This window comes from Carboxylicivirga linearis, assembly GCF_018271995.1.
Classification (GTDB): Bacteria; Bacteroidota; Bacteroidia; order Bacteroidales; family Marinilabiliaceae; genus Carboxylicivirga; species Carboxylicivirga linearis.
The window spans coordinates 546,223-556,830 of record NZ_JAGUCO010000003.1 but is presented as its reverse complement, the minus strand read 5'-3'; the positions used below and the strand labels follow the sequence as shown (position 1 = coordinate 556,830).

Annotated in this window: 2 protein-coding genes; both read right to left on the bottom strand. The window is 36.0% G+C overall.

What is annotated here, in order from left to right; all coding sequences use genetic code 11:
* Positions 1-352 precede the first annotated feature (352 nt).
* Positions 353-478 carry a peptidylprolyl isomerase gene (locus KEM10_RS24955; protein ID WP_394369428.1) on the bottom strand — a complete coding sequence of 42 codons (126 nt, stop codon included), beginning with the start codon at positions 476-478 and terminating at the stop codon, positions 353-355.
* 67 nt (positions 479-545) lie between these two features.
* Positions 546-10,430 carry a hypothetical protein gene (locus tag KEM10_RS07545; RefSeq protein WP_212215367.1) on the bottom strand — a complete coding sequence of 3,295 codons (9,885 nt, stop codon included), beginning with the start codon at positions 10,428-10,430 and terminating at the stop codon, positions 546-548.
* Between the last annotated feature and the right edge of the window lie 178 nt (positions 10,431-10,608).

The following is a 10,608-nucleotide window of genomic DNA, read 5'->3' as shown; positions in this document are numbered from 1 at the left end:
CGTTATCCTCAAAAGCGGCTGCAAAGATAAAGAATTTAATTTCTAAATTCCAAAAGTTTTTTTGAAGTTTTTTTTCTTCGCCGTCACTTAGCTTTCTTTTAAATGCAGCTAGTAAAAAATGGTTCAAAATACCTTCTCTCTTTCTTTGCTTTCAACATGTACAAACGTTCTGTATCGCCCGTCTGTTCTGCTTTTCTTTAGAACCCTTGTTCTCAAAAGCGGATGCAAAATAAGCGGTTATTTTTATAACCTCCAAATCAAAATCCAATCTTTTTGAAGGTAGAAAGTGTTAATTTGTGTTTCGGGATTAAACACGAGGTGGTTACGGGCAACAATATTTCAGAAGCATTTATCAGTTTCTTTCAATTGCCAGAATCTTGACCGGATTTACCAAGTATTGTTCTTCATTTTTGAGCTCGTGAATCTTTAAAAGAACATCCATTCCTGACACAACTTTCCCGAAGGCGGAAAAACCCAATCGTATTCCAATAAAAAAGCCGGAATAAAGAAATTACTCCGGCTATCTATTAAAACAAAATCTAATTCTACTCCATACGACTAACAAATATCTTAGCCGTTTTTACATTACTTCCTATTTGAACTTTTACAATGTATATACCCGTCTGTTTCGGTAAATCAAGCATTGTTTGTTCCATAAGAACTTCTTTTTCATCCAACACAACTCCTTCAAGTGAATACAATAAAGCAACTGCTTTATTTGTTGTTTTATTAATTAAGGCTTTATCAACCTTAACAACTGCATGTTTATTTTCCTTATAGATACTAATATTACTACTTTCTTTTAGGTATATATCATCTGTATCACTAATATCTGTTGCAACATCTGTAAAATGAACTACAAAGCGGTCACTACTTTGATTAACGACATGAGTAAATTTATACTCTTGATTTGACCTTAAATCAATGAACACACCTAAAACTTTATCCTCTAGTAAAACAATTGGTGAGGCATCAAAATCGCCTAAATTAGTCGCCTTTAATATTAAATCTCCTTGCCACTCATTAGATACCTGATATCCAACCAGCACCTTCTCTATTGTTTCTGGTTCTGGCAATACATTAATTGCAACCTTATTATTTTGTTTTAAAGAATATAAATATGCCACATTAGCATTATCACTAAACTTCTTCTTTGAATCTACTTTGCTAAAGATATGACTACCTTCTGGTAAACACACCATTGCTATTTCATCTTCAAACAATCCATTATCAAGTTTCATTCTTAAAACATTATTCTCTGATGAATTCGACTTTAAGACTGCAGAATGATGAACTCGAGCACCTTTATTGACTCCAAATTCTCCACTATTTGTACAATTCACCCAAAATGCCTGCATTGGAGCAATGTATTTACTTCCTCCGTTTACACCATAACCGGTGGTTCTATTATAGGTAGCCAAATCACGTTCTCCACCATAAGTAGTTCTTGTATAAATGGTTTCACTAATATTAGAAAAGTTCCATTCATTAGCAATACTAACATCTAAAAAGGCCGGATAAGGATTGGCAACCAATTCCCAACCTTTTTGAATACTATATGTATAATCTCCATATCTAGCTCTTCCTTCAAAAGTAATGGTTTCAGGATCGCGATAGATTACGCTATAGCCTTGTAGTGGTTCCGCATCAAAATCATACAAGTCATTGTCCATTTCAATCCAACTTCCATTGTACCTATATACACGTGCTTTATCATTATCTGATACATATAGATCAGCCCCAGTTACTCCATCAACCGGTGATCCAATATACCAATAGCGACGAGAATCAAAAGAGAAATCAACCTTTTCAGTTCCAGAGCCTGATATCGTTCCATTATTAATAAAGGAGGCCATCATATCAGTATTGTTGTTCTGAATAATTAATTGACCATTATTAATAATATCTCCATCTACTGTAAATTGACTTCCTGGTGACACAGTAAGATTGGCACTTGCATTAATAGTTAAATCTAATGCAAAAGCATTACCGTTGATGACCGGCTGATATGTTGCTGTTGAAATTTCTACTTCTGAACTAATATCTGGTACCGATCCCTGGCTCCAGTTTATTGCCGTAAACCAGTCTGTTTCATATCCAACAGCACCCCCAATCCATCCATAAACTGCGCTTGGTGTTATGGAGCCCCATGAAAAAATATTTCCATTGGCAAAAGCATTGAACATACTTGTTGCAGTAGTAGTAATTGTTCCATTGGTAGCACCCCCATCAACAATATTATCTCCGGCATTATTCCAACTATCAGTGGTGCCTGCAGTCCATTCTACAATTCGCAGATTCTTTCTTTCATCCTCATCCACAGACACACCACTTTGACCATCCCAACGTACTGTAATGTTAGCTTCTGCCGAGGTTGGTCCTTTCACACGCCAATATTCTCCATGACTTACATAATTCAAAGGGTTAGTAAATTCATCCGGATCATACCCTCCTGATAATGGGTTCGAAGCAATATATTCTGCTTCCCAAATTCCGGTTGTACCTGATTGAATTCCTGACAAACCAACATATCCAATTCGCCCGTTGTTTCCTACCGGGAAATCAAATGTATCATTGTTAGGTATTCTTTTTCGTAAAGGTCCGTTGACAAACGAATTACTACTACCGCCCTGAACACCAGCAGATGCTGGATTTGTTATTGTAAGCGTATTAAGATCAGACGTATTAATAACTCCTGACGTTAATATTAACCTATTATTTACTTCAGTAGAATTATTAAGTGTTAAACCAGCAACATTGTTAATTTCTAGATTATTGAAACCATTAGCTCCAGTGAAATCACCTGTCACCTCTTGTGGCTCTATTCCATTAAAAGTAATGGTAGCATCATCAATACCTGCTGAGAATGCACCCATATTTAATATCAGATCTCTTTCGAGTAAATATGACATGTTATATAGGTTAACTAAATCAAGATTAGCGTTATCTCCATCTATAATAAGATTACCATGAATCGTAAGATTACCGTTGGGCAAATCTCTTTCACCGGTTCCAGTGAAAACAACATTATTTACCTCAACAAAATTACTTAATACTGAATAATCCTGTGTCCCATCAAAATCAAAAGTACCACCAGAACTGGTTATAAATTCGTTATACGATGCTGAAGGCATGGCTCCATCATATATATGTAAAACTCCTGTTCCAAAAACATCTCCTAAACGATGACCATAAGTAGCTCCTAGACTTAACCTACCTGAACTATTTATGGTAGTTGTATAGGCCGACACAAAATTTGACGCCATCGTTACATCATGATTAATCTCTACCCTTGCTCCTCTCGGACCGCCTGCTGGCGCTATTGGAGACCAAATAGCATCAGACCAATTTCCATCAGCAATAGTCGTATATACAGGTACTTCATCAGGAATTGCTCCTTTTTTTGTCGCTGTTTGAGGTTCAACTCCAGCTGTATAATCACCCGAAATACCGAGGTCATTTGTTCCTGAATAAGTAAAAGTTAACACATCATTTGCTTCATCATATGTATCCTGACCGTATTTTGTCCATTTATACGTACCATCATTTAATAAGCGAGCTGTTATATAATCACTCTGATCATACGATGGACTATTCGACAAAGCTAAATCATCATTTGCATAAAACCGGACTGTGGCATCGAAATTGGTAATTTCGTCACTTCGAAGTATCCAATAAAACTGCAATGCATTCTCATCATCAACAATTTCAACATCCGGAGATTCATCATCTTCAATAATAGTTGGATGTACTTCATGAGAAGCCTTAACTGTAATGCTTCCAATTGTTGATGTAACAGAATTAATCGACATTTCAATTGGAGTAAACACTCCATTTGATCCCATTGGAAAAATCAGATCCTTGGTTCCCGGTCCGGAAAATGATCCAAATAATTGTTTTACTCCAGCATCAACATATGATTTTGTTGTTTGAATCATATTTGTTTCACCGAACGGATTAACTGGTGATATAACCGCATCTTTATTCAGTGTGAGCAGATTTCCTCCAATATCAAATACTCCATCTTCCAATTGTAATCCATTCTCTACATTAACACTATACCCATCTGCAACTTTTACACCTGAGTTATTATTAACCCTTAACAATCCTAAGGTTCCATTACCTGATAGAGATTGTAAAGTTGAACCTGACATTATTATTCCAGAACCAACACCTCCATAATTATGCATTCCATTGTTGATAAAGTTACCTTTTAGCTCAATGGTATGATCATTATCAATAACAGTTCCTGACAAGTTAAATTCTCCACTAACTAAAATGTCACCATTCAAATCAAGCTGTCCATTGCCAAGTTTTGAAAGATTATTAAATGTTACTGCAGATGATCCAGTAATACTCTGATCTACATCTCCAGTAAAAGTCGTAATGTTTGATCCGGCATCAAACAAACCATTGTTTTGCAAATCACCTCCAATAGAAATATCAAGATCATTACAATCAAAAACTGAATTAGCACCTATAATTAGATCACCATTTAAATCCAAGTTCTCAACCCATGTAGTAACAGTTGGATTATTGGAGCTTGAATTATCAACTACAATATTCTCAAGAGCTATGGAAGAATGAATCCCCATATTTTGAGATGCTGGTGTTGAAGCATTACCAAATTGTATGGTAACATCCGAACCTATTGTACTTTCATCGGGCTGTAAATATAAAGATGCCCTTATAGGAGAAGATTGTTGTCGGACAAACTGTAACGTTCCTGCAGTGAAAGTAAACTCACTACCTGTATTATGCACTTCTAAAATACCTCTTCCTCCTTCTGTAGCTGAATTCTCTCCAAGAATTACTGAACCACCAGTTTGTCTGTATTTTAATATTCCTTCATCTGCAGTTAACGATCCTCTTACCTGACCACCAACAATTAAAGATCCTCCTGCACCAATAGCTAATACTGCATTACCTGATGCCGAATACTCAATATTATTATTACCTCCAGACATATCAAGTAACCCGCTATTCACATCCATTGTTCCATCAAGAATAATATTTGAATTGCCATTGGCGTATGCAGCACCTTGCAGCAACCTTAAGCCTGCAGTACTTGGAATATAGAAATCATCATCCCCAGTTGTTAAATCTAGATTAACATCTGCGTTATTGACAATGAACATACCATTGCTTAGTTCCAATGCCTTTTCAATCCCCACTCCTGAGGTTGGTCCGTGAAGATTAAAATCCGTATTAAAAGTTGCCTCTACATCCTGTGAAGTGCCTTTATCAACAATTAACCTATATAAATTTGGAATATCACCATTAACATATGAATAAGTCATACTTGAATTACCAAGCAGGTTCAACACAATTTTATCTTCATTTGCTGCAGTCCACAATTGAATACCATTAGATCCTACTCCTGAAGAAGCCTGATAAATATCTCCATATACATTTAATGTATGCTCTATTCCATTAGATGATGGATTATCTATTGCCAATAAACTTGACGCATTCGCCATTATTATATCTTTTCCTACCGTTACAGTTCTAACTGCATTATTAGGATATAATAATTGTGCTCCTCCACCCGAAGGGGAACCTTCAGAAGGATTAGATTCAAAAAGCAACAAATTATCTCCAATTGTGATATCTCCTGTTGCCCCATCATGAAGCAACAAATTAGCATTCCCAAGAATTTCGAGACTACCGTTCACCATCAAGTCTTTTTCTATAGTAATATCATAATCACTAGCTCCCCAGCCACTATTGGCTAACATTAGATTCGGAACCTCATCAGGAATATTGTTAATTGTTCTTGGATTAACACTGTTTTCATAAGCTATGTACGAAGAGTCATTGGCTACAAATTCGCCAAGATCCATTAGGGTAAAATCCGGATCACTATAACGATTCCAAAATAAACCCTCACCCCTTACTAAGCCAGCTGTTAACTGACCGGACCCACCGTTAATACATAAAGTTGGTCTGAATTGAAATGCCGATCTATATACTCTTTCTGTTGGGTTGCCACCAGCATCTTTCATTTGAGTAAATACCAGTTCAGCGACCTGATCCTGTGTATTATCAATCCATACACCATGGGGTTGGCCCTGAAGTGATGTTTTCTGAGTATCGGTCCATGGTACCCAACCAATAACCGCAACATCACCGGCTTCAGGATAATCATTATTACCATTTGGACACTCAGGCTGACGACTGTCGTGATATTCATAGTCATCAATTGTTCCATTACCATCAAGATCCTGTAATAAATCATTTCTTGTCCATGTATAACGGTCTCTCCAACGAGGTTCACGAGCAGCTCCTCCTGTAGATGAACCATGGTCTCGCGTATAAAATATGGATACACTTCCGGTAAATCGATTCTCTCTACCCGCTGTATAGTTAGCTATATCCAAGGGAAAACGACCTCCTGAACCATCATCATAGGTGATTTCGTTTATATTATCATCTACTCTTCCTGTATCATCTATATACAGCCTGGAGTAGGGATCAACCGACAATACTTTACCGGGTACATATAAGTTCTCCTGAGAAGTTACATCATCCTCATCGTAATAAAACAGAAATTTGGCATCAGGCATATCGGAAAAATCAGAATTATCTAACTTCCAATAATAAGAAAGCATATTTCCTCCATTTTGAACATCTGTAGTTTGTAATTCCCCATCAACAGGGACAACTGTAATATATCCACCCCCGACAGGAACATTTGCCAAGTTAATACTTACCGGTGTATATTTACCCGGAACACCAATTGGAAATACAACATCAGTATTATCAGCAAGTCCATCTTCGATATAACGCGTCAGACCTCCGTCCGAAGCATTGCCATCTCCATAAAACATTTCTGTTGCGGCATTACCATCTGAAACTCTGTACGGATTTGTTGTTCCTCCTCTATGCAAATAATCAAGCTTTAAATTATATGGACCCATATTAATTCGACCATGATAATAACTAATCCTCTTTATGGTAACATCACTGGTCAGACTGATAATTTCAGTATCAGGAGCAGGATTCATCTTAATATTACCTAAAACAGCACCGCTTTCAGTATTAATTTCAATATCGGCATCCTTAAACATTATTAAGGCATCAATATGTGTTGTACCATGTTCGTAAACACCACACTGAGCGCCAGATTTTACATTTAGCGGCCCATATAAACGAATGGCATGTTCACCCTGATTAAAAATACCAGACTCAACAGTCATATTATTGAATACACGAAATAATCGCGCATAGTAATCATGACTCACATTAGAAGCCTCTTTATTAGGATCTCCTTTTAAAGTTAAGCTTTTTCCTTCTGGCTTATTGATGACAACACTAGACAAATAGAGTTCATATCCATCATCTACATTATGACCAATATAGAATTCAGCATCATTATTACCATTAAATGTTAATGTATTGTAAGCACTTTCTCTGTTGCGGAACCACAAACCATAATTATTAGTTCCATTTTCGCTTTGAATTTGAGCATCGGCAGCAATAGAAAAATTCCCACCTACTGTAATATCTTGTCCGTTATGATGTAGAAAAGCATCAGTTTCAATACTTAAATCATTTAATACTACCAATGGTTGAGCACTTACCGTTTCTGTACCCGCAACATTTGACGCATCAGCTAATACATGATTATAAGTATTACCTGCTGAATTAGTTAATTGAAGATTATAAAATGGTGCCTTTGATGTAATATTAAAATCACTATTTGAGCTTACGTTACAAATAACAGTTCCCCCTGTAACATTTATGTTTTGTGCATCTGAGTTTATAAAAATACCTCCTAATCCTCCTGATTGCTGAATATTAAGAGTACCACCGCTCATATTAAAAACATTACCCGGATATGTCATACAAAACCGATAATAATCACTATTCATTGAACCACTAATCAAGTTCATGGTACCACCACTTTGTACATATCCTCCAACATTATCGGCTCCACGAACCGATGTGCGGATTACATTGGTATTTACAATTCCCCCTTCAATTTTAATTAACCCATTTTTACGAGTTGTAATACCACTCGAAACTTTTGATTCAAAAAGACCACCGGAAACCTGAAGTGTTCCGTATGGAACAGTTGCATTACCATTGTTATTTAACACGGTAGCACCATCTACCCAAAGTCTTGCTCTTTCGGGTATATCAAAATTACGGTTATTACTTAACGTTAACACATTAATATTAGCGCCTAACTTAAAAGTGCCCGCAATCAATCCTAATGCATTATTATTTGAAGAGCGATATGGTTGATCTCCATCATGACTTTCATTAGCGTAACCAAATAGATTAAAATAAGCTGCATCATCAGCATCAATGGAGGCAACATAAGTTTGATCAATTCCTTTATCTATCTCAATACGATAAAAGTTGGTGATACCATTTAATTGTATTACCTGATCTGAAGATTTGTTTAATAAATTTACATCAACAATACCATCTGTAGCTTCACTGTTTGCTATCTGAGATGTTCGATTTGTAAAATAAGCAACTCCGTTATTGGTAAAATCTCCCATAAGATTCAACTCATGACGAGCATTTCCAATACCTGTTGAAATACTACCATTTGATTGAATCCAAAGATTTCCATCAATACCTATATCAATACCCGTTGTTGAAGCATCATCATTTATTTTTAAAATTCCACGGTTGATATAACAATTACCGTTAACTTTTAAGTTGTTCAAAAGAGTAATGCCATTGGTAGAACTATTTAAATTCACCTCAAGATTAAAAAACTCCCTTTCTGTTAGATAAGTAAAACCAGCTCCTTCATATACTACAGTACCTTCATCTAACCCCTTTGTTATAAATCGAGTCGCATCTCCAACAGGAAATTCATCCGACTCCAAAACCAAACGACCACTACCGTTAATGGTACTCCAGTTATGTCCCGATGTTGATCCTAAGTCAAGTGTTCCTCTAATCCCAAGTAAAGCGTTTGATTTGCTATTACTATTAACATTAACCGTAATACCATTCTTAATTATCACCTTATCTATGTCCGATGTTGGAGACGTTGTTGGAGTATAACCGTTTGGAACATGCGTATTTTCCTGAATTGACCAAGTATCCGGATTATCCCAATCATCGTTTAACCATGCATAATAGGTTACTCCGGCTACTCCTTGTAAAGGAGCAATTGTTAGATCTGTTGAGCCCAAGGTATAAAAACCGTCAGACCAATCTGCGTTGTTAACCGTAAATGTTAATTTTGTAACACTACTAAGGCTTGCAACAGTAGGCATTACTGTATACGTTCCACCCTCTGTGCTCTTATACAATAACACATAGTTATTTGTACCTGAAAAATACTTACCATCTTCGAATTCTGAAAGATCGAAAGTTATTTGTGGATCAAACGTTCCTGTTCTTTGAATATACCAGCTTCGTCCCCATGCACCATCAGCATTGGTCAGACCGGTTTCAATATTTAATAAATTATTTTCAATTCCATTATGTGCTGTCATCAAATAATCACCGGCAGACAGATTTCCAGCAGGAAGTTCAATGCCCAATAATGAATAAAGTTGAGAAGCACCATCACTCTCAACACCTGTACCTCCGAAGTTATTGATGTGATTAGCAGCATTTACATTATTGAATCCATCCTTAGCTATAGGAAAATCACCATCTGAAGCTGCATATTTTAAATTAAGGTAATTATTAACAATTGAAACCTCTGCTTGAGACAACCTTCTATCAAAAACAATAATTTCTGCAATATCACCTTCAAATGCCTGATTAGTCTGATATCCACCATCAACATTATCTTGCTCTCCTCCAATAGCAAAACACCCCAATGATGTAATACTTCCATTAGCAGTAGTTGAACTTAACGCAGTATTATTATCTTTATAAAGATATGTTCCTCCATCGGAGCTTGCCCAAGTTTGAGTTATAATATGCCAATTATCATCATTAAAAGTCTCATTACTATCCCAACTACTACCTTGAATAATTGATGTTAGCGATGAAGCATCGTGCACTAAATATTCATTATCCTGTGATGATACAGCATAAGAAATAAGTGCTTCTCCCGAACTAGCTGTTCTTGTTACAATAAATGTTGAAATCTCATCAGCAGGCATATCAAAGTTTAATCCTCGTATACGATTATTACTCTGACTAAATTCTGCTATTGCTTTCCCATTTAAAACTCCTGCTCTATAAATGGGTGTTAATGTAGGGTCTGTCTGTGAAAGATCATTATTGTTACCTGATTGATCCAGCCAAGTTGATATATTATCATTTTCAGATAACTCTAGAGATTCACCGTCTAACCATAATACTATTTTTGGATTACCGTTAGTTCCAGTTGTATTTCCGATACTACCTGGACCTGTTTGTCCAATAATTTGCACCGGAAGTAAAAAAGAAATACCTATAAAAAATAGGTAATTGATTTGTTTTGATAAATTAAATCCTGCCATTACAAGAATATTGTTCCTTAGATTTACTTAAATATTCGACGTTAATATTCATATATTTTGAATATAACTTCGCAAAAGTAATTCGCTATCAGAGAGTTTTTACCCCTCAAATCATCAATCTTTGACTAACGTTTTAAAAAAGTTGACAAAACCTATTGACAAAAACCACAAAAAAAAG